Consider the following 19120-nt stretch of genomic DNA (forward strand, 5'->3'; position numbering starts at 1 on the left):
TCCGTCCCTCTCTTAAAAAGTAATTCCCAGCCTGATCATCCCAACTTTCGCTGCCGGCAGTTCAACGTCCGTTCCGGCTGGATGCACGATGTACTGAAAATCGGGTTGCAGGTATATATTATTGGTTACATTGCATTTATAGGTCAATTCGATAGCGGTTTCATCCAGCTTGATGACCCCCATGTGTGCGTGGGCAATTGCCAGCCCCAGCACATCGTCGCCATCCTTGTTGAAAACCCCGTAGTAGTTGATTCCGGTGCCGATGTAGAATGACACCGGGTTGTCTTTCGTTGGAGCAATCCCCAACTGCGTGAAAAATCCCAGCGAACGGTTATGTCCTTCCGCCTGGTAAAGGGTTTGGTCGCCCAGGAAATAATAGCCGATGCTTTTCGATTGCTGCGCCGGCGTATTTCCGTTTCCGGAAGAAGGGAAATAGTGATAGAATCCCATCTTGTAGGTTCCGTCCAGATTTCCCGATAGGGTAACCGGCAACTGCACCTCCGAAATGGCGAGCAAGCCTTCCTTGCTATCCAGGTTCCATTTCAGGTTATGGGGATTGGCATCGAATCCGGTGGAACAACCTTCGTACAAAGCAGCCATTACTGTGAACCTGTCGTTGGCCGACCATTTTACCGAAGCGCCCAAAGCTGTAAGCGGGAAAATCGGAGCAGGCAAATTGCACGAAATGGTGGGTGGAATTCCAAACGAGCTGTTCAGGTATTCGCCGGCATATTCGGTATTGGCATACTCCACATTCAGGTCCTGTAGTCCGGCAGTTATTTCAAATTGCCCCAACTTCTGAGAAAACCAAAATTCCTGGAAGAAGGTATGATCGCCAGCTTCGATATTCGACGCTACCTGCACATCGCCAATTAAATCAGCCGAAGGTGAATCGCCGTGTGTGGAGGTCGCATGCAGATAAAACGTTCCGCCGTTCCACCATCCGGCTTTTTCGGTATCGAATCCCAGGCAAAACTGCGCCATGCCCAGGTAGGCATAACCACTTTCGATGCCTCCGTTAAAATTATATGTGTTATCAGCGGTGTAATTCGCTTCCAACTTAAATGCTTCCTCTCTTTTGCGTTCCACGTCCTTTGCCATTCCGGTAAACGGAAGACAAAAAATGCAATTCGATAATAGGAACGTACGCCATCGCAAACTCATCTTTATCCGGTATTTCAAATCAACACTACAAAAATACCGGACACAAGTCGCCCGTGGAATACCTACTTATAAGGATATCCCGGCATTGGGTCACTATATGTGATGAGGCTATTCGGAAAGATAGTCGAGCGAGACGAGTTTTTTCACCACGGCGTAGATGGTGAGGCCCGATACCGACTTGATGCCGGTTTTCTGGGTGATGTTCTTCCGGTGGGTAATTACCGTGTTGATGCTGATGCTGAGTTTTTCGGCAATTTCCTTGTTGGTTAGTCCGGTGGCCAGCAGCTTCAATACATCGGTTTCGCGTTCGCTGAGCACCTCTTCGGTAGCGGTTTCCTTGTTTTCGGTACTGGCGTTTTGCTTGACCAGCTGAATAACCGATTCGGGTGAATCGGATATGGAGATACTACCATCGAAGAGCGAAATCAACCGCTGATCGAAGAAGGCGTATACCAGCGCCACCCAACTGGTAGCCGGATAGCCTGCCCGAAGGGAGTGGAACCCTTTTTCGTTATTCTGGACATACAACGGGTTGACAATTGCCACATTGACCTTCTTGCTAAGGATGCACTGCTCGATAGCATCGAAATTTTCGGCACGATACACCCGCAACCGAAGACCTCCTCCGGATAATATGCGGTTCAGCCCTTCGTAAATAATCGATGAAGGTTCGACAATCAGAATATTGATATAGGAATGTGTATTCACGTTGTCTTGCGGCTTAAATAGTTCTCCATTTGCTGTACCAGCGGGATGAGTATCTGATCTTCAATTTTGGAGTGAATGGTCAAATCGTAATCGAGCTCGAACAGCGTGAACAGTAATTTCCGTCGTACCTGCGGCTCATCATTGTTGGGGAGGTATTTCACCAACAGGTTGGTCAGGTCGGTAAGCTTCTCCTCGATGTCGTCGTGATGTTCCTGGTAATCGGCTACCGAATAGGTGTCGGGCAGCTTGACATTCCCCCGCTCCGCAATTTTCTGATACAATCGGGTGATGTACGGAAAAACCGTATCGTTCTCGTAATTGAGATGCTCCCGAACCTCGTTGAAGTAGTTGTTGAAAAACTTCTCCACCATCGCCTGCTCCGGCTGACTCTTATCCTTAAACATTTCCTGAATCAGTTTCAGGATGTTGGGATAAATTTCAGCCAGGTAATAGCTATGGCTGTTACTCAGGTAATTAATGATGGACCTCACTTCCCGGTAGGTAAACCGCTCGGCCGGTTTATAATCCACTCCGTTGTAGAGGTGTGCAAACGTGAGGAAAACCTCGGGATGTAGCTTGTGCTCGTCGCAGATTTCCCGAATGGTCTTCTCCTGCAACGGCGCACTGATGCCAAAGTGCTCGAGCAACAACATGAGATACGGGTTGTTGAGCACAACCTCCGCCATCTTCATGTCGGGTGACAGGTACAGATTTGCCGTTTGATACATGTTTTTCCGGTTAAGGGATATAGTTTTTCCAAACAAACAGTGATTTGGGGGAATTGTTTTGGGAAGCAAAATTGTCAACCTCCACAATTGATACTCTCCCAAAACAATTCCCCCAAACCCCTGAAGGGGCTTTAGGACACTGAGTAATTGTTACAACAACGCTTTAATTGGTGATTGAAAGGAATACCAGATGTTGCTAATTTACAGTTACCGTAATCGGGGAATCAAGTCCCCTTTAGGGGATTTAGGGGTGTAAACCAGGCAAACCCCTGAAGGGGCTTTAGGACACTGAGTAGTTGTTGCATCAGTGTTCTTGTTGATAGATAGAAAATCGAAACGAACTTGCAGCGCCCTATATCGAAGCGTTTTAGTCCCCTTTAGGGGATTAGGGGTGTAAATCGTGCAGACCAATGAAAAGGCTTTAGCCCAAATCATCCCAGAGGGATGACATGTTGTTAGAAATCATCACAACAAAAAGGAGTGCAACCCCGGCCGGGGTCGAATATTATAACGCATTACCAAACGCTAACAATATGCGATCTCGCTGAGGTCGGCTAAAATAATCTGCCCTTTCAGGGCGAAAATATCTACATCGAACTCATATTCCCAAGCCTGTCCCGACGAACGTCGCGGGGCGTTGCCATTGGGCTGAAATAACCTGTCCCGTCGGGACGAAAATACCTGCGATCCCCTTCGGACTGAAAGTCCAATTCAATTCAGCCCTTCAGGCTGAGGTCGGACCACAACACGGCACCCAAACAGTCACGGGAATAATCGGTCACGATGTATCGTGAGCCTACCACCGCCTCCCTTAAGCCAATCATTTCTCATTGTTCATTTTTCATTTCTAATTGTTCATTGTCCATCGCTTACAATTTATAACTCCCCCTCCTGCCGTATAACATATTGGCTAACCAAATTTTAGCCGAACGTTCAATTTTATATGCCGAACGGTTCAATTTCAGTGGTGAACGAAACTTACAATTTGTTACCACCTTCATTTCCAAAGCCCGTTTTTTATCCATTTTTTGGCATTTTGGTTAGCATAAATTAAATTATGGATACAGACAGATAAAATCAGAAAACAATCAATCAGTCGATTACCAAACATCTATTGAAACCACTGACAAAAATTCATGGAAAATCCATGTACTTATAATTTCAAATTAAAAATCAATTTAAAATGCCAAACGACGATCTAATTAAGGTGGTATATACGCCCGAGGAGACGGATGCCATCAACCAGGGATTGCAGGCTGTTCTCACAGTGATTAATGCCAAAGCTCCGGTATTAACCAACGAGGAGCGCCGGAAGTACGGTTCGGTAGCCGATCAAAACAAACTGGTCATCAACAAGTCGAAGACCTATATGCAGCAATTCCCGCAGTTTAAGCCGGCGAAGCTGGACGAAACGGAATTCAACAACGATTATGAGAGCCGTGCCGCCCACGAGTCATTTTTATTAACCCTGGCCGATATCGAGCGGAAACTGACCGATATCAAGATTCTGCTCGACCACGATAACTACCAGGCCGCCCTGGCATTTTACCGCTCGGTGCGGTACCATGCGCAGGAGAAGGAGGCCAGCGCCATCCCTATCTACAACGACCTGAAGCAATATTTCACGCATTCCGAATCGGCTGCGAAGGAAGAAGCTGAATAATGGCTGACCAACCCGACCCTGTCAGGTTTTGATAATCTGACAGGGTTTTTTGTTCATTGAAATTCATCCATCCCGCTTGTACAAGGGGTTTCAACACGCCCCTATGGGGGGTCCGATAACCCCGTTTACCCCGTCGGACAACCCCGTTTACCCCGTCCCGGTACCCCCTCGACGGGGTGATTTACGGCGTCGGCGGGGTCTTTTACCGCGACGAAGGGGTTGCATAACCCCGTGAACGCGGTCTTTCACCGCACTGACGGGATAATTCACTGCTTCGACGGAGTGATTTGCCACGCCAACGGGGAAATTCAGAGCGATGATGCGGTAATTTACCGCAACAACGGGGGATTCCGGAGCAGTGATGCCGTAGTTGATACCCCGCAACCGGGTGCGTTTGAGCAGCGATGGAGTATGGTGGTGCGTGGACGAGGAAGAGAATTGGGAGGTAGTACTCATTTTTTGGGATGGAAGAGGTGATGGATTGGGTTGAGTAGAGATAATAAAAAGTGGAAATAATAATGAACCGCATACGAACATAATGTGTAGATTTAGGAATAAAAACAAGCAAAAAAATGGGAAACTATAGTCCTAAACAATGTTACATAACTGATTTAGACACAGAAAACTTTCCTTCCAGTTACGACCTTGTTGAATATTTAATCACGATTAATGGCAAGCGGGTTTTATTCAGATTTCTATGGGAGCATCGAAATAGTGAATTTGTTGAAGCAAACAAACACATTCTTTACGGATTACTGCTCAACGACAAGTTTCCCAAGGAATATAGCGATGTAAATGGCCCAATACTTGACAATGAGACTTTGGAAAAAATAATTAATGAAAGTCCCGTCCCAAAATCTCCTCCAGAAAAATTGAACAACCTCTTAACTTACCTTCACTCCTTACAGGAATATGAAGGAGCATACATTCAATTCCCGAAAGATGAAGAATTGGTTGTATTAGCGAAGAAACTATATTTTAAAAACTATAATGAAATGTCATTCTACCTTTTTACTCTTCTACAACAAAATTACATAGAAGGTAGAGCATCAATTTCAAAAGTAGGACGCAAATTAAACAATATAAAACTCACTTATGAAGGTTTAGCAAGAGTAGTTGAATTAGCTGAATCAGGAGAGCAATCAGATAGATGTTTTGTCGCCATGTCCTTTTCAAAAGACCTTAATAAAACACGTCATGCGATAAAAACAGCAATCAACCTAGCAGGTTTCACCCCAATACTGATAGATGAATTACATTTTGACGCTGATGTTACCATAAATGATGCAATTATAAGTGAAATTAAAAAATGCAAATTTCTTGTGGCTGATTTTACACAACACAAACATGGTGTATATTTTGAAGCAGGATTTGCCTTAGGATTAGCACGCCCCGTAATTTATTTATGTCATAAAGATGACTTTTCGAAGACTCACTTTGATACGAATCATTATCCACACATTATTTATCAAGATTTAGCTGACCTTACGGAAAAACTTAAGACCAAGATAGAAGCCTGGATAAAGCAACCAGTTTTTAACTAGGAAAATATACATATGAGTTCAATAAAACATCAAAAAGTATTCTGCAGAAATTGCAAAGGATTAAGGAATTATAAAGTATTACACGAAGCCTCAAAACATACAGTAGAAGATGAGGGATTCTGGGAATGCACAAACGAATATTCTCTGATTGAATGTAGTGGATGTAATACTATTTCATTTTTACACGTCTATTCTGATTCCGAAATGGCATTCATAAATGACCAAAGTCAAGTAGAATATTACGACAAGGTCAGTATTTTCCCTCCATATCTAGAGCATGGAAGAGAAATAGAACAGACTCATTTCCTTCCTGAGAGAATACGACAAATATACAATGAAACTATTTTATCATTTAAAGCAAATTCTTTCATTTTGACAGCTGGAGGATTGAGGGGAATAATCGAAGCAACCTGTAATCATTTAGAGATCAAAAAAGGCAACTTAGCTGAGAGAATAGACCAACTTTACAAAAAAGGTCATCTAACTTTGAATGAATCCAAAAGGCTCCATTCAATAAGATTTATGGGAAACGATGCCTTACATGAGATAGAAACACCAAAGAAAGAACAATTGTATCTGTTATTAGATATTGTAAATCATCTCTTAGATAACTTATTTATAAGTGATAGAAGGATGAAAGGCAATATTGATATGATTATTGATAACTATGAAGATTTCTATAGTCTTTTAGTAGAGTCAATTACAGAAAATCAGATTAAACTTAAGCTAACGCTAAAAGCCATTTTGGGTCGTTCAATTAGGTTGATCGCGAAACAACATCTTGAAGAATTGGAAAATAAACTTCGTAAAGAGATTAATGAGGGTGAAATTGATTTTATTAGTATTGAGAATAATCAACCGGAATATTACTATAAAGTAGTTAAAGAACCTATTCCAACATTCAATTTTTAGATTAACGTTTTTCGTTCAAATAGATTGCCCCATGAAAAACTTCGTATACAGCAGTCTGGTGAGTATCGGCTTCTTCATCGTCGGTCTATTCCTGGTCAATACTCATTTCTTCTCGTTGGTAGATAACCACGATGGCATTCTCCTTATTTCCATCAGTGTGGTACTGGGGCTTTTGGTGGCCCGCAGCATCACCCCTATGAACAGCACAAAGCGGTCGTTGCAATCGGCCAGGTGGTTACTGTTTGCCTTTGCATTCCTCTCTGTCTACGATATCATCAGCATACTGCGGCATCCAAACGAATTAAAATATTACGGTTGGCTGTTGGTACTTCTCGGTTTTACCGTCTCCTTTTACTTTATCCGGAAGGAGCTGGTGAAAAAGATTCGGGAAGAGGACGCCACACCCCAATAAAATCTTCTCTATTCCACTATTTCAATCATCTATTAAACCTAACCAGTATGAAAATTTTTGGATTCACGATTAACAAACAAAACCTGCTAAAAACAATAATAACCATTGTTGCAGTGGGCTACTTGCTTATCTACTTTGCAATGAACTATGACAGGCTTATCGAAGGAGCTCTTGATGTGATCAAAGAGTTTTTTTGATTCACCCCAAACCCCTGAAGGGGCTTTAGGACAGTGAGTAGATGTTGCTTCAGTGTTCTTGCTGATAGATAGAAAATCTAAACAAACAAATTAGCAGCGCCCCAAATCGAAGCGTTTTAGTCCCCTTTAGGGGATTAGGGGTGAAGCTCAGCAAAGTAACTAAATCATTTCAATATGGGTATCAGCAACAAGGTTTCCATGTTTTACAATGCCTCCTCTACCATATTTGAAAGAGCGAAACTGTTACGCGAAAACATGACCGAGGCAGAGTTAAAACTATGGGAGTGCCTAAAAGAAAGGAAACTACTCAATCTGCGGTTCAGACCACAACATCCTGTCGATATGTTTATTGCTGATTTCTATTGTCATCCGCTGAAACTGGTTGTTGAAATAGACGGTGAGATTCATCTTTCCAAAACTAATAAATCATACGATATCGGAAGGGAAGCTGAATTAGAACGATGGGGACTCAAAGTAGTACGCTTTACCAACCAAGAAGTGCTGAATAACCTGGACCAGGTACTCAGGAAGCTTGAGAAGATTTGTGTAGAAAGGCAAAAGGAGCTTCACTAATTCACCCCAAACCCCTGAAGGGGCTTAAGGGCAGTGGAAGCTTTTAGCTGTAGAGTATTAAAGTTGATGGGATTACAGGCTCGCTATAATTTACAGCCTTCATCGAAGCGTTTCAGTCCCCTTTAGGGCTCCGATACTTCGGAGTAGGGGTGAATAATTGTCTGGGCAGAGTAAAAAGGGAGTCTTTGTCCAATCAACGTTTATTCATCTTCCATTCAGCTCCACGCTGCTCTCTTATTTTCTACCTTTGCTGCCAACAAACCAGGAAACAATGCAATTAATCTATTTTTCACCAACGCACACCACACAAAAGGTAGTCGAAGCAATCGCCCGGGGCATCAACGACGGCAAGGCCAATCACCACCATGTAGTCCACCGCAATCTCACCCTCACATCGCATGAATGTGAAGTACCTACGGATGAAATTACCCTTTTCGGGGTACCGGTGTATGGTGGCCGCGTGCCGGCCGAAGCAACCCGCCGGTTGAAACAGATCAAAGGAAACCAAACACCTGCTGTGGTGGTCGTCGTGTACGGCAACCGCGCCTACGAGGATGCCCTGCTCGAACTGCGGGATATCGTGACCGAACAGGGCTTTGTGCCGATTGCCGCTGCCGCCTTCATCGGGGAACATTCGTACACCACCAGCGATTATCCCATTGCTCCCGGCCGTCCGGATACAGAAGATTTGCAGAAAGCGGCTGCCTTCGGTGCAAGAATCAACGAACTGCTGCAGGAAGCAAAGATGCTTTCTCCAGTAGCGGTTCCCGGAAACTTTCCCTACAAACCACTGGGACAAAAACCGTCCATAGCCCCTATTACTGTTGCTGACAAATGCGACCAATGCGGTATCTGCGTATCCGTCTGCCCCACCGGCGCCATCACCCTCAACGACCTCCCCGAAACCGATGCCAGCGCGTGTATTCTTTGCTGTGCCTGCATCAAGGAGTGCCCCACCGACGCCCGCGTAAATGATTCGGGTTTTATCAAAGAGAAGAGCCAGTGGCTGGTGGATAACTATTCGGAAAGGAAGGAGCCTGAAATTTTTGTTGAGTAGAATTGGATTTTGGCTAAAGTCATAGACAAATCCTCCTCCGGCCTGTCGGCCACCTCCTCCCAAGGAGGACAGGTCGCAAATGTCAGTGCAATGATTTCATTGAAAACATAAAACAAGCCATCTTTTACCTTGGAAAAAAGCTTCGTCGCTTGGGTCGTTGGCGCGCTGTCCCCCTTTGGAGGGGGAATTAAAGGGGGAGGATTCGGAGCAACAAAAAAACCTGACAAGCCTCAAGGGCCCGTCAGGTTTTCGGGAAAGTTACCTAACAAGAGGTAATGTCTTATTTCAACGCGGCGAGGCGTTCTTCCAGGAGTTTGATTTTCTCCTCGGCATCGGCCTGCTTTTTACGCTCGGTGGCGACCACCTGTTCCGGGGCACCGCTTACAAAGCGTTCGTTGCCCAGCTTCTTCATCACCGAAGTGAGGAATCCCCGGGTATATTTCAACTCTTCTTCAATTTTGGCTATCTCCTCTTCCACATTCACCAGGTCGCCCAGCGGAACATAGTATTCAGTCGATTTCACGCGGAATGACAGCGCGCCGTCCACCTTCTCTTTCACCACTTCCAGTTCACTAAGGTTCCCCATCTTCCGGAGCACCGCATCGAATACCGGCGAATAGCCTTTTTCGCCCGGCAACACCGCTACGTACAGCGTTTCCTTGTTGGCGATGTTCTTCTCCTTACGCACATTGCGAAGGCCGGTGATGGCATCTTCCACGTTTACAAACTGTTCCACCAGCGAAGCATCGGCTTCAGCAACCGTTGGCCATGCTGCCATCATGATGGACTCGCCTTCTTTACGTTCGACCAGTAACTGCCAAATCTCTTCCGAAATGAATGGCATGAACGGGTGCAACAAGCGCAGCATCTTGTCAAACAAGGCTACTAACTCGTCGTAGGTCTGCTTGTCGATGGGTTGCTGATACGCCGGTTTCACGATTTCGAGCAACCAACCCGAGAAATCGTCGCGCATAGCGGTATAGATGGTCATCAACGCATCGCTCAGACGATACTTGCTGAAGTGGTCGTCCATCGTGGCAATCACTTCGTTCAGTCGGGCGTTAAACCAGTCGAGGCCCAGGCGCGCATGCTCCGGCTGCGGCAGCGATGCATCTACTTCCCAGCCGTGTACCAAACGGAAAGAGTTCCAGATTTTTGAGCTGAAGTTCCTCCCCTGCTCGGTTAGCGATTCCTCGAAAAGAATATCGTTTCCGGCCGGAGAACAGAGCAACATGCCCACGCGAACACCGTCGGCGCCATACTTGGCGATCAGGTCGAGCGGGTCGGGCGAGTTCCCCAGCGACTTCGACATCTTCCGACGCAGCTTGTCGCGCACAATACCGGTGAAGTATACATTCTTGAACGGGAAGGTCCCGCGATATTCGTACCCGGCAATGATCATACGGGCCACCCAGAAGAAGATAATCTCGGGAGCAGTCACCAAATCGTTGGTCGGGTAATAGTAATTAATCTCTTTGTTGTCCGGGTCGTTGATACCGTCGAAAACGGCAATCGGCCAGAGCCACGACGAAGCCCAGGTGTCGAGCACATCCTCGTCCTGATGCAGGTCGTTCATGGTCAAATCCATGCGACCAGTGGTTTCACGGGCCAATTGTAATGCCTTCTCATCGGTTTCCGCTACCACAAAGCTTCCATCGGCCAGGTAATACACCGGAATGCGATGTCCCCACCACAGCTGACGCGAGATACACCAGTCCTTGATGTTCTCCATCCAGTGACGGTACAGGTTCTTAAACTTGGGCGGGAAGAACTGCACGTCGTCATTCTCCACAGCGTCTAAAGCCGGTTTGCCCAGCTCTTCCATTTTCAGGAACCACTGTGCCGACAGTTTCGGTTCAATTACCACGTCAGTTCGCTCTGAGTAGCCCACCTTGTTGGTGTAGTCTTCCACTTTCACCAGGTTGCCGGCCTCTTTCAGCATCGGGATGATTTGCTTGCGCGCTTCAAATCGGTCGACACCAATGAGGAAGCCGGCTTCTTTGCTCAGCGTACCGTCGTCGTTGAAGGTGTCAATCACCTCGAGGTTATGGCGCAAGCCAATTTCGTAGTCATTCACATCGTGTGCCGGCGTAATCTTCAAACAGCCGGTTCCGAATTCCATATCCACGTATTCATCCTGGATAATCGGAACGCTGCGATTCACCAGCGGCACCAATACACGTTTTCCGGCAAGGTGTTTAAAGCGGTCGTCATTCGGATTCACACACACTGCCGTATCACCCAAAATGGTTTCGGGACGGGTGGTAGCTACCGTAACGAATTCACCATCGGCATCTTCGATTTTATAGCGAACGTAATACAGCTTCGATTGCTCTTCCTTATGGATTACCTCCTCGTCGGAAAGAGCGGTTTTGGCTGACGGGTCCCAGTTCACCATGCGCACACCGCGGTAGATGTATCCTTTGTTGTACAGGTCGACAAATACCTTGATAACCGACTCCGAACGTTTTTCGTCCATGGTGAATGCCGTACGCTCCCAGTCGCACGATGCACCCAGCTTTTTCAACTGCTCCAGGATAATGCCGCCATGTTTGTGCGTCCATTCCCAGGCATGTTCCAAAAAGGCGTCACGGGTCAAATCATCTTTTTTGATGCCTTCTTCACGTAGCTTGCCTACCACCTTCGCTTCGGTAGCAATGGAGGCATGGTCGGTTCCCGGCACCCAGCAAGCGTTGTACCCCTGCATCCGCGCGCGGCGCACCAGTATGTCCTGAATGGTATTGTTTAGCATGTGGCCCATGTGCAGCACGCCCGTCACGTTTGGCGGCGGGATAACGATGGTGTAAGGTTCCCGGTCGTCGGGCTCCGAATGGAAAAAACCTTGTTCCATCCAGTACTGGTACCACTTGTCTTCAACTTCTACAGGATTGTACTTGCTTGGGATTTCCATGGTATATGTATTCTTTATTAATTGTCTGTTTATAACGAACCGGCTTTCGCCGGAAGAAGGTTTCGCACGAGGCGAATTCCCTGAATATGATTTTAAAGGGTACAAAAATAGAAAAAACGTCGCTGGTTTCCGTTGGATTGGAGGGGAAATTCATTGGACAATTAGAAATGAACAATGCGTAATGAGAAAAAAGTGAGTAAAGACTCTGGCACAAAAATATTTTCAGAACTAAAGATTAATCCTCAGATAGTTGAGAACCATTTTTAAATAACATAATTTTTGTTCATCCCACAGATTTGACCATTCACATACCAGATCGGTACGTTCGTCAAAAAGTTTTGAAAATCAGATTGCTTTTTTTTTACTTAATCGATTAATAAGGTGCGTACTTACGTCCTGAACTTTTACCTAACACGACTAACCCATGAAAAATTTATTCGTTTATTATCTGGCCATCCTTTCCCCCTTTGCCCTGATGTTTTGGATGATCTCCAACGAGCATGATCTCGCATTCGTCATTACCATGCTGCTCTACTCCACCATCTACCGTGGAGTGACCGACTATTTCAGGCTGAAAGCCCGCGGATACATTGGACTCGAAATTGCCCGTCTTCTTATTCCGTTTCATGGCCGACGAAGGTTTCTCAGGGATTTATATTTTCGTTAACGGTTTATAACGTAATGCAATTAAACCTTTCCCTTCTCCCACTCCTTTAATAAAAGAAACCAATTTATTTCCGCTATGCGTAAATGGATCACATTATCCGGGATTTCACTGGTAGCCGGATTATTTTTCCTCTCCGGTTGTACCGGAAAAAAGGAACCACCTTATGCGCCGGTAACCGGATTTGACCTTCAAAAATACCTGGGGAAATGGTACGAAATTGCCCGGCTTCCCAACCGTTTCGAGAAAGACTTAGTGAATGTAACCGCCACTTATTCCCTTCGTGACGATGGAAAGGTGCGGGTACAGAACGAAGGTGATAAACCGGACGGCAAACACAAAATCGCTATTGGTAAAGCCAAGCTGGCAGGGAAACCCGGCGAAGGGTACTTGCGGGTGTCATTTTTCGGGCCCTTCTACGCAGATTATGTAATTGTAGCCCTGGACAAAGAACATTATCAATATGCTTTGGTAGCCAGTTCAGACAAGTACCTGTGGGTGCTTTCGCGTACACCGCAACTGGACGAGAATACCTATCGGCAGCTCCTGCAAAAGGCCCGCGAACTAGGCTTCGACACATCAAAATTATATGTGGTTCCACAGAAATCTTCTGAAAAACAGGCGGACAACCGGTAACGCGCGAACGATTTTTTATTTTATTTGTTTATACACCCGGAAGAATTATTCGGGAAGGTTTAAACCTTAATTAAAAAATTTCATTATGAAAAAGAACATGGGAACCACCGACCGGATTATCCGCGTCCTCCTCGCCATTGTATTTGTAGCTCTTTATTATGCCGGTATTGTTACCGGAACAATTGGCGTTATCCTGCTCATCCTGGCGGCCGTTTTTGTGCTCACCAGTTTGGTCAGCGTCTGCCCGCTGTATGCACCTTTCGGCATAAAAACGTTTTGTACTCCGAAAGAAGAGGACTCCAAAGAGTAGCGGGAATTCTTTTTCACCTTGATGACGATAAAACTTACAGGTTAATATCCACACGAAACAACCGGTATCAACGGAATCATTTTCCGCATGAGCCGGTTGTTTTACGTCAGGATATGTATATTCGCAATTAGTAAGTTTCATTTCTGCCGAAAAAAGACCGTATGCCTTTTTATTCCATCTTCCGGTTTTTCTACCTGCTGGGAGCCGTTAATGCTCTTTTCTTTGCGTTTCTTATTTTTTCGCGAAGCAACCGGAAACGCTCTGATGTCATTCTGGGAGTCTGGCTGGTATTCCTCTCCGCACAACTGATGATTCCGTTCATTTACATGACCAATATCCGTGTGTATACCTATATGGTCGGATATGAATCAACGCTGTTAACCCTCCACCCCATTTTCCTGTATAATTACGTACTGACGCTGACCAACGAAAAAAGAAAGCTGAAATCCATCCTTTTGAGTTTTAGTCCGGCAATACTGGTCGGCATCATGATGTATCCATACTTTCAAATGCCCATGGAGGTGAAGTACCGTTTCGTGAACAGCGGAGAGAGAATCCCGCTGAATGTACTGCCTTCAGTGATTGTATCAGGGGGTTGTTTCATCTGGTACATTGTTGCTACATTCAAAGCACTGAAAAAGCACAAACAGCAAATCCTACAGGTATACTCCTACCGGGATAATGTCGATCTCCTTTGGCTGCGACGGTTGGCTGTTACTTTTTCGTTTTTCTTTTTCTTCGATATGGGCCTGGCCATTGTTTTTAGTATCATAGAAATTCCGTTGGCGTGGACAGATTTTTCCTTTTACATCATGCTCACTTTCTTCATCTTCATCCTGGGCTATTTCGGTTACCGGCAAGGCGAGATTTTCCGGTTCGAACCACTTAATATCGCCCGGGAGGCTCACGAGAGTCGTGCCAAGGAAGAATTGCATGACCATAAAGCAGAAATTCCTGTAATCAACGAAGCGGATGCGCAAAAACTGAGTGCACTGATGAAAGAAGAACAACCTTTCCTGGAAAGTTCACTCACCATTAACGATCTCTCGCGGATGATGGACATGCCTCCTCACCAGTTGTCGCGTGTCATCAACCGTCATTTCGGGATGAATTTCTTCGAGTATGTGAACCAGTACCGCATCGAATATTTCAAACAACTGGCAGCCGATCCCAAATACCAGCACTACTCTTTGCTGGGGCTCGGACTGGAATGCGGCTTCAATTCCAAGTCATCATTCAACCGGGTTTTTAAGGAACATACCGGCCTCACGCCGGGTGCTGTGCGTAAGCAGATCGAAGCCGAATTGGTGTCTCAATAAAACGGGACTTCATTTTCTTTTCCTCTCTTTATCAGCACTTTTCATCAAGTGTCATTTCAGCTCATGTCCCGATTTCGGAACATGAGACGCTCCCTCTACGCTCGCATGGTAGTTTTGTCCTCAACATTACTTCTGAAAATTTAACCAATGGTACCCGACCATTGAAATCAAAAAAATATGAAAATGAAAACACGTATTTATTCTGTGGGAGTTTTGCTCCTGTTGACATTGTTTATCGCCCGGCCGGCTCATGCACAGAATCAGCCGGCAAAGGATGATCAAGCCGCCAAAGAGATTGTTTCCAAATCGTTTAATCTTTTCCTGGGGAAAAGCAGCTTCAGCACCATGACTATGACGGTTGTCCGTCCATCATGGAAGCGTTCTATCGAGATGCAAACCTGGTCGCTGGGCGATGACTACTACATCACCTATATTATGTCTCCAGCCCGCGACAGAGGACAAGTGTTCCTGAAGTACAACAAAGACATGTGGAACTTCATTCCGGCCATTAACCGGATCATAAAAATTCCGCCTTCCATGATGATGCAGGCCTGGATGGGATCCGATTTTACCAACAACGACCTCATGAAGATGAATTCGATAGTCACCGATTACACTCATCAACTTAACGGCAATGAAAAAATCGATGGTTACGATTGCTATGTCATCGATTTGAAACCGCTTCCGGAAGCTCCGGTTGTATGGGGTGCCATAAAGATGTGGATTGCTAAAAAGAACCTGAATACGCTGAAAGAAGAGTTCTACAATACGAAAGGTAACCTGGTAAAAACAGAAACCGCTTCCAATCTTAAAATGATGGGTGGACGCTTGCTACCGTCGCATCTCGAAATGGTTTCTAATATAAAACACGGACATAAAACCGTGATTGACATCTCTCATCAGGAATTTGACTTGAAAGACATCAATCAGAATTTCTTTTCGATCCAGCACATCAAGAATATTCAGCCCCGAAATCTGTAAATCACCAATAACATGAAGACACTGATTAAAATAGCCTGGAGGAACCTTTGGAGAAACCGGCGACGTACTTTACTAACAGTCGCATCGGTGGTACTGGCACTGGTATTGGCTTTGTTCATGCGTTCCATGCAGTTGGGTTCTTACGAGCAAATGATAAAAGCCGGAGTCAATCAAGTGGGATATTTGCAAATACACAGCAAAGGCTACTGGGAAGAACAAAGCATTGACCGGGCTTTTTTCGACAAAGACAGCATTGATGCTGCTCTGAAAAGCACCTCTGGAATCTCCAAAACGCTTCCGTTTTTACAAACATTTTCATTGGCATCATACGGAAATCTAACTAAAGGGGTTCTGGTCGATGGCATTAAGCCTGACAAGGAGGACAGCCAGACGAACCTGTCAGGAAAAATTGTAAAGGGAGATTACCTGACGAAGTCAGAACACTCTGTCATCATTGGGGATAAACTGGCTCAATACCTCAAAATGGATGTGGGCGATAGCCTGGTACTCATCGGGCAAGGATTCAGGGGAATTACCGCTTATGGTATCTACCCGATTTCCGGAATCTTTCATCTTCCCTCGTTGCAGATGAACAGTCAATTGGTGTATATGAACCTGAAAGACGCCCAGGCTTTCGTTTATCCTTACCAGGAAGGGCTTTTAACCGGAATTTCTGTCTTTCTGAATGATCCGGACCATCTTCCACAGGTTAAAAAGAGCCTGTTAACCAAACTTGGAAAACACTATGAAGCTACGAGCTGGAAAGTGATGCTATCGGATATTTTGCAAGCAATTGAAGTTGATAACGTTTCAGGAGAGCTGATGCTGTTCATCCTCTATATCGTGGTCGCTTTCAGCATATTCAGCACGATCCTGATGATGACCATGGAACGAAGCAAACAATATTCGGTGATGATTTCGGTAGGTATGCAACGCTGGCAGCTCGTATTGGTCAGCATGATCGAAACAGTTATTATATCGCTCCTTGGTGTCTTAATAGGGCTTCTGATCATTAGCCCTGTGCTTTATTACTTCCACGAGAATCCAATTCCACTTGCCGGGAGCATGGCTGACCTCTATTTGCAGTTCAACATTAAACCGGTTCTGCCCTTCTCGGTTAAGCCGCATATTTTTGCCAGCCAGACCACTATCATCTTCATACTGTCGCTGGTATCGGTACTCTACCCGGTCGTTTTCATTTCCCGATTTAATATACTAAACGCCTCCCGGCATTAAACTGTAAAAGAACTATGTTACGAGCAATCGCTTGGAGAAATCTTTGGAGAAATAAATTGAGAAGCAGCATTATTATGGCTGCCCTCACCATTGGCATTATTGGCGCTGTGGAAATGGACGGTTACATGACCGGTCTGACCAATCAGCGGGTCGATGCAGCCATCGCTAACGAAGTTTCCGACATCCAACTACACAATCCGGGATTTCTTCTTAACCAGGAAACTAAATATCTCATTCCCCATGCGGGAAAAAAAGCGGATGAAATCAGGAAAATCGCTAATGTCAAAGCCGTCAGTGTCCGGTTAAAAGGGGCAGCCATGGCTTCCTCGGCCAATGCCGGTGCCGGTATCAGCATCAACGGTGTTGTTCCCGATGACGAGTACCGCGTCAGCGACTTGCATGATCACATTATTGAGGGGACCTATCTCAACAATAAGCAAAAAATCCCGGCCGTCATTGGTCAGAAACTGGCTAAAAAACTCAACATTGGAGTTTCCGATAAACTCATTGTCACCATGACCGATTCTACCGGAACCATTACCAATGGTGCTTTTCTGGTGGTTGGGATATACAAAACATCCAATACCGACTTCGATAAAAGCAATGTTTTTGTTACCCGGAAAGACTTAGCCAATTTAATTGGTTACCCGACCAATGCTGGAGACGAAATAGCAATTCTGCTGAACAGTAATCAACATACGAAAGCAGTAACGAAAAAGCTCAATACCCTTTTTTCGGCAGAGGTCAAAAGCCACAAATTAATCATCCAGAGTTGGGATCAGATTCAGCCACTGTTAAAATCGATGGTGGATATGATGAACTATTTCTCCTACCTGTTTCTGATCATCGTTTTGGCTGCCCTCACCTTCGCCATTATCAATACCATGTTAATGTCCATGATGGAGCGAACCCGTGAAATCGGAATGCTCATCGCACTGGGCATGAACAAACGGAAAATAGTCAGGATGGTTATGTTGGAAACGCTGTTCCTTTCGATTATTGGCGCATTGGTCGGACTTGCCATCAGCATTTTACTGGTTGACTATCTGTCAATTCATGGCCTGGACCTTTCCTCCTTTGCCAAAGGACTTAATTCGATTGGATATAGCTCAACCGTCTACTTCCAGGTAAACCGTGAGTTCTACTTTACGACCGTAATCGTTGTTGTCCTGCTCGCCATTCTAGCCAGTATTCCGGCTATGATGAGAGCGCTCAAACTGCAACCGGCTACTGCCATTCGAGAAGAAGATTAAAAACATTTAACATATTGACAAAATGAGTATCATTGAAACAAAAGGGGTTTATAAGACCTACAATACAACCAAAGTCCCTGTAAACGCTGTTAACGGAGTTGACCTGAAAATTGAAGAGGGAGAATTTACCGCCATTGTTGGACCTTCCGGTTCCGGGAAAACCACCCTGCTCAACATGTTGAGCGGGCTCGATCTCCCCACCCGGGGTGATATCTTTATCGAGAATACGAATTTGAAGGGGCTCAGTTCCTCTCAGCTGATTGACTTCAGGCTGAATAACATCGGATTTGTATTCCAGGCCTACAACCTGATACCGGTACTAACGGTAAAAGAGAACACGGAGTTCATCATGTTTCTGCAGAAAGTGCCCAAAAGAGAACGTCAGAAAAGAGTAAAAGAGTTGCTTGGGGCTGTGGGAATCGGTGACAAAATGGATTACAAACCCAGCCAGCTGTCGGGCGGTCAGCAACAACGGGTAGCAGTTGCCCGTGCATTGGCTTCGCGCCCTAAGTATATCATTGCAGATGAACCTACGGCCAACCTGGATTCCGTCTCAACCAGCGAGTTACTCGAATTGATGGCACAAATGAATAAAAAGTATAATACCACCTTCATCTTCGCCACCCACGACCAACGTGTGATGGATAAAGCCCGAAGAATTTTAACCATTGAAGATGGAAAAATCCTGAAAGACGAGCAATTTGACAGGTAAGGTCAATTTGCAGAGGTTGCCTCAGAAACAGCGCTATAATAAAAAGGAGTTTCCAATTTGACCTGTTGTTTTATGGTGACCTCTGCTTTTCAATTCATTTTACAGAATTACTGCAGCTATGAACTTTATTAGCAAAAACC

General features: G+C 45.3%; 20 protein-coding genes. 15 read left to right on the forward strand and 5 right to left on the reverse strand.

The window, feature by feature from the left end; translation table 11 throughout:
* Window positions 1-12: 12 nt before the first annotated feature.
* The 3 genes from T426_RS0113510 to T426_RS0113520 all read right to left on the reverse strand — a co-directional run bounded on the left by T426_RS0113510 (window position 13) and on the right by T426_RS0113520 (window position 2600).
* Complete coding sequence (locus T426_RS0113510; RefSeq protein ID WP_036984185.1) at window positions 13-1164, reverse strand: carbohydrate porin; 1152 nt, start codon at window positions 1162-1164, stop codon at window positions 13-15.
* 108 nt (window positions 1165-1272) lie between these two features.
* Window positions 1273-1872, reverse strand: coding sequence for a helix-turn-helix transcriptional regulator (locus T426_RS0113515; RefSeq protein ID WP_025863163.1), 600 nt, complete (start codon window positions 1870-1872; stop codon window positions 1273-1275).
* Complete coding sequence (locus tag T426_RS0113520; RefSeq protein WP_027585841.1) at window positions 1869-2600, reverse strand: hypothetical protein; 732 nt, start codon at window positions 2598-2600, stop codon at window positions 1869-1871. The genes T426_RS0113515 and T426_RS0113520 overlap by 4 nt, the downstream gene beginning before the upstream one ends.
* A gap of 1183 nt (window positions 2601-3783) precedes the next feature.
* Between T426_RS0113520 and T426_RS0113530 the strand changes: the two genes are divergently transcribed.
* Entirely contained in the window at window positions 3784-4263 is a 480-nt protein-coding gene (locus T426_RS0113530) for a hypothetical protein (protein ID WP_025863161.1), read from the forward strand.
* Between the two features lie 147 nt (window positions 4264-4410).
* Here T426_RS0113530 and T426_RS25790 read toward each other — a convergent pair whose 3' ends face one another.
* Window positions 4411-4719 (reverse strand): hypothetical protein, encoded by a 309-nt coding sequence (locus T426_RS25790; protein ID WP_148303669.1) that lies wholly within the window; start codon window positions 4717-4719, stop codon window positions 4411-4413.
* 116 nt (window positions 4720-4835) lie between these two features.
* On the opposite strand from T426_RS25790, the gene T426_RS0113535 reads away from it, so the two are divergent.
* The 6 genes from T426_RS0113535 (at window position 4836) to T426_RS0113560 (ending at window position 8958) form a co-directional block, all read left to right on the forward strand.
* The gene (locus T426_RS0113535; RefSeq protein WP_025863159.1) at window positions 4836-5807 is read left to right on the forward strand and encodes a hypothetical protein; all 972 of its coding nucleotides are present in this window, start codon (window positions 4836-4838) and stop codon (window positions 5805-5807) included.
* 12 nt (window positions 5808-5819) lie between these two features.
* Complete coding sequence (locus tag T426_RS0113540; RefSeq protein WP_036984184.1) at window positions 5820-6719, forward strand: DUF4145 domain-containing protein; 900 nt, start codon at window positions 5820-5822, stop codon at window positions 6717-6719.
* A 31-nt stretch (window positions 6720-6750) separates the two neighbouring features.
* Window positions 6751-7131, forward strand: coding sequence for a hypothetical protein (locus tag T426_RS0113545; protein ID WP_027585843.1), 381 nt, complete (start codon window positions 6751-6753; stop codon window positions 7129-7131).
* 47 nt (window positions 7132-7178) lie between these two features.
* Window positions 7179-7328 carry a hypothetical protein gene (locus T426_RS25795; RefSeq protein ID WP_153637569.1) on the forward strand — a complete coding sequence of 50 codons (150 nt, stop codon included), beginning with the start codon at window positions 7179-7181 and terminating at the stop codon, window positions 7326-7328.
* A 174-nt stretch (window positions 7329-7502) separates the two neighbouring features.
* The gene (locus tag T426_RS0113555) at window positions 7503-7901 is read left to right on the forward strand and encodes an endonuclease domain-containing protein (RefSeq protein WP_025863157.1); all 399 of its coding nucleotides are present in this window, start codon (window positions 7503-7505) and stop codon (window positions 7899-7901) included.
* Between the two features lie 271 nt (window positions 7902-8172).
* Entirely contained in the window at window positions 8173-8958 is a 786-nt protein-coding gene (locus T426_RS0113560; RefSeq protein ID WP_025863156.1) for an EFR1 family ferrodoxin, read from the forward strand.
* A 280-nt stretch (window positions 8959-9238) separates the two neighbouring features.
* On the opposite strand, the gene T426_RS0113565 is transcribed toward T426_RS0113560, so the two are convergent.
* On the reverse strand, window positions 9239-11869 hold the full coding sequence (locus T426_RS0113565) for a valine--tRNA ligase (protein WP_025863155.1): 2631 nt from the start codon (window positions 11867-11869) through the stop codon (window positions 9239-9241).
* Between the two features lie 424 nt (window positions 11870-12293).
* Between T426_RS0113565 and T426_RS0113575 the strand changes: the two genes are divergently transcribed.
* The 8 genes from T426_RS0113575 (at window position 12294) to T426_RS0113610 (ending at window position 18980) form a co-directional block, all read left to right on the forward strand.
* On the forward strand, window positions 12294-12536 hold the full coding sequence (locus T426_RS0113575; protein ID WP_025863153.1) for a hypothetical protein: 243 nt from the start codon (window positions 12294-12296) through the stop codon (window positions 12534-12536).
* A 75-nt stretch (window positions 12537-12611) separates the two neighbouring features.
* Window positions 12612-13169: a lipocalin family protein gene (locus T426_RS0113580; protein WP_025863152.1), complete on the forward strand. Its 558-nt coding sequence runs from the start codon at window positions 12612-12614 to the stop codon at window positions 13167-13169.
* 85 nt (window positions 13170-13254) lie between these two features.
* The gene (locus tag T426_RS0113585; RefSeq protein ID WP_025863151.1) at window positions 13255-13479 is read left to right on the forward strand and encodes a YgaP family membrane protein; all 225 of its coding nucleotides are present in this window, start codon (window positions 13255-13257) and stop codon (window positions 13477-13479) included.
* A gap of 161 nt (window positions 13480-13640) precedes the next feature.
* Window positions 13641-14798 (forward strand): helix-turn-helix domain-containing protein, encoded by a 1158-nt coding sequence (locus tag T426_RS0113590; protein WP_027585845.1) that lies wholly within the window; start codon window positions 13641-13643, stop codon window positions 14796-14798.
* A 183-nt stretch (window positions 14799-14981) separates the two neighbouring features.
* Window positions 14982-15779 (forward strand): outer membrane lipoprotein-sorting protein, encoded by a 798-nt coding sequence (locus tag T426_RS0113595; protein ID WP_025863148.1) that lies wholly within the window; start codon window positions 14982-14984, stop codon window positions 15777-15779.
* A gap of 12 nt (window positions 15780-15791) precedes the next feature.
* A complete protein-coding gene (locus T426_RS0113600) occupies window positions 15792-17015 on the forward strand; it encodes an ABC transporter permease (protein ID WP_025863147.1) in 1224 nt (407 codons plus the stop codon).
* A gap of 14 nt (window positions 17016-17029) precedes the next feature.
* Window positions 17030-18268: an ABC transporter permease gene (locus T426_RS0113605; RefSeq protein ID WP_081782348.1), complete on the forward strand. Its 1239-nt coding sequence runs from the start codon at window positions 17030-17032 to the stop codon at window positions 18266-18268.
* Between the two features lie 22 nt (window positions 18269-18290).
* A complete protein-coding gene (locus T426_RS0113610; RefSeq protein ID WP_025863145.1) occupies window positions 18291-18980 on the forward strand; it encodes an ABC transporter ATP-binding protein in 690 nt (229 codons plus the stop codon).
* The last annotated feature ends 140 nt before the right edge of the window (window positions 18981-19120 follow it).

This window comes from Prolixibacter bellariivorans ATCC BAA-1284 (assembly GCF_000621705.1).
GTDB classification, from domain to species: domain Bacteria; phylum Bacteroidota; class Bacteroidia; order Bacteroidales; family Prolixibacteraceae; genus Prolixibacter; species Prolixibacter bellariivorans.

What these genes read in the sequence shown, in the direction of transcription:
- T426_RS0113530 (WP_025863161.1), top strand. Translation starts at nt 3,784, where the DNA reads ATGCCAAACGACGATCTAATTAAGGTGGTATATACGCCCGAGGAGACG.
- T426_RS0113565 (WP_025863155.1), bottom strand. Translation starts at nt 11,869, where the DNA reads ATGGAAATCCCAAGCAAGTACAATCCTGTAGAAGTTGAAGACAAGTGG.
- T426_RS0113590 (WP_027585845.1), top strand. Translation starts at nt 13,641, where the DNA reads ATGCCTTTTTATTCCATCTTCCGGTTTTTCTACCTGCTGGGAGCCGTT.
- T426_RS0113605 (WP_081782348.1), top strand. Translation starts at nt 17,030, where the DNA reads ATGTTACGAGCAATCGCTTGGAGAAATCTTTGGAGAAATAAATTGAGA.
- T426_RS0113555 (WP_025863157.1), top strand. Translation starts at nt 7,503, where the DNA reads ATGGGTATCAGCAACAAGGTTTCCATGTTTTACAATGCCTCCTCTACC.
- T426_RS0113600 (WP_025863147.1), top strand. Translation starts at nt 15,792, where the DNA reads ATGAAGACACTGATTAAAATAGCCTGGAGGAACCTTTGGAGAAACCGG.
- T426_RS0113585 (WP_025863151.1), top strand. Translation starts at nt 13,255, where the DNA reads ATGAAAAAGAACATGGGAACCACCGACCGGATTATCCGCGTCCTCCTC.
- T426_RS0113535 (WP_025863159.1), top strand. Translation starts at nt 4,836, where the DNA reads ATGGGAAACTATAGTCCTAAACAATGTTACATAACTGATTTAGACACA.
- T426_RS0113560 (WP_025863156.1), top strand. Translation starts at nt 8,173, where the DNA reads ATGCAATTAATCTATTTTTCACCAACGCACACCACACAAAAGGTAGTC.
- T426_RS0113575 (WP_025863153.1), top strand. Translation starts at nt 12,294, where the DNA reads ATGAAAAATTTATTCGTTTATTATCTGGCCATCCTTTCCCCCTTTGCC.
- T426_RS0113510 (WP_036984185.1), bottom strand. Translation starts at nt 1,164, where the DNA reads ATGAGTTTGCGATGGCGTACGTTCCTATTATCGAATTGCATTTTTTGT.
- T426_RS0113540 (WP_036984184.1), top strand. Translation starts at nt 5,820, where the DNA reads ATGAGTTCAATAAAACATCAAAAAGTATTCTGCAGAAATTGCAAAGGA.
- T426_RS0113580 (WP_025863152.1), top strand. Translation starts at nt 12,612, where the DNA reads ATGCGTAAATGGATCACATTATCCGGGATTTCACTGGTAGCCGGATTA.
- T426_RS0113520 (WP_027585841.1), bottom strand. Translation starts at nt 2,600, where the DNA reads ATGTATCAAACGGCAAATCTGTACCTGTCACCCGACATGAAGATGGCG.
- T426_RS25795 (WP_153637569.1), top strand. Translation starts at nt 7,179, where the DNA reads ATGAAAATTTTTGGATTCACGATTAACAAACAAAACCTGCTAAAAACA.
- T426_RS0113595 (WP_025863148.1), top strand. Translation starts at nt 14,982, where the DNA reads ATGAAAACACGTATTTATTCTGTGGGAGTTTTGCTCCTGTTGACATTG.
- T426_RS25790 (WP_148303669.1), bottom strand. Translation starts at nt 4,719, where the DNA reads ATGAGTACTACCTCCCAATTCTCTTCCTCGTCCACGCACCACCATACT.
- T426_RS0113545 (WP_027585843.1), top strand. Translation starts at nt 6,751, where the DNA reads ATGAAAAACTTCGTATACAGCAGTCTGGTGAGTATCGGCTTCTTCATC.
- T426_RS0113610 (WP_025863145.1), top strand. Translation starts at nt 18,291, where the DNA reads ATGAGTATCATTGAAACAAAAGGGGTTTATAAGACCTACAATACAACC.